The sequence below is a fragment of the Streptomyces endocoffeicus genome (assembly GCF_016741935.1).
Lineage (GTDB): Bacteria > Actinomycetota > Actinomycetes > Streptomycetales > Streptomycetaceae > Streptomyces > Streptomyces endocoffeicus.
The window spans coordinates 1-813 of sequence record NZ_JAERRG010000186.1; the positions used below are offsets into that span (position 1 = coordinate 1).

The following is an 813-nucleotide window of genomic DNA, read 5'->3' on the forward strand; positions in this document are numbered from 1 at the left end:
GCAAGCAGGAACCGGTCCGGATGCTCAGCCTGCGCACTACGCACCAGACCCCACACCGCCGCACCCGCAAAACTACCCACCCGCTCACCCGGCTCCACCACCACCGCACCACTGGTCCGCACCAACAAACGACTCCCCGACCACCGCTCATCCCCCACAAACACCCCCAACACCGCAGCGGTCTCCCGCACCACCCGATGAACCCCACCCACCACACCACCAGACCCGAAATCAGCATCAGCAGGAACAGTCAGAACCACCACATCCGGCACCACCCCACAACCCGCCAACCGCTCCAAACCCACCACACCCCCACCCACCAACGACGCCACCACCGGCCCCACCACACCACCCCGCACCACACCAGCCGCAACCTCCTCCCACTCCACCTCAAACAAACAATCCCGACCCACACCCACCGCCGCCAACTGCCCCACCGACACCGACCGCACCACCAACGACTCCACCACACCCACAAACCCGCCACACTCATCCGCCAACTCAACCGCAACCTCATCCACACCCACCAACCGCACACCCACCCGCAACCGAACAACACCCCCACCCTCCAACCGCACACCACTCACCGCAAACGGCAACCTCACCTGCTCCGACCCCACACCCAAACCCAGACCCCCCACAATCAACAAAACCTGGAACGCCGCATCCAACAACGCCGGATGAACCCCAAACCCACCACCATCAACCCCCTCCGGCAAACACACCTCCGCAAACACCGCATCACCCAACCGCCACGCCGCCCGCACCCCCTGAAACAACGGCCCATACTCATAACCCCGACCAGCAAAACCC

1 protein-coding gene is annotated in these 813 nt (G+C 64.3%); it reads right to left on the reverse strand.

Annotated elements, in window-relative coordinates; translation table 11 throughout:
• The coding region (locus JK364_RS57420) for a SpnB-like Rossmann fold domain-containing protein (protein ID WP_201858895.1) at positions 1–813 on the reverse strand (813 nt) is incomplete at both ends.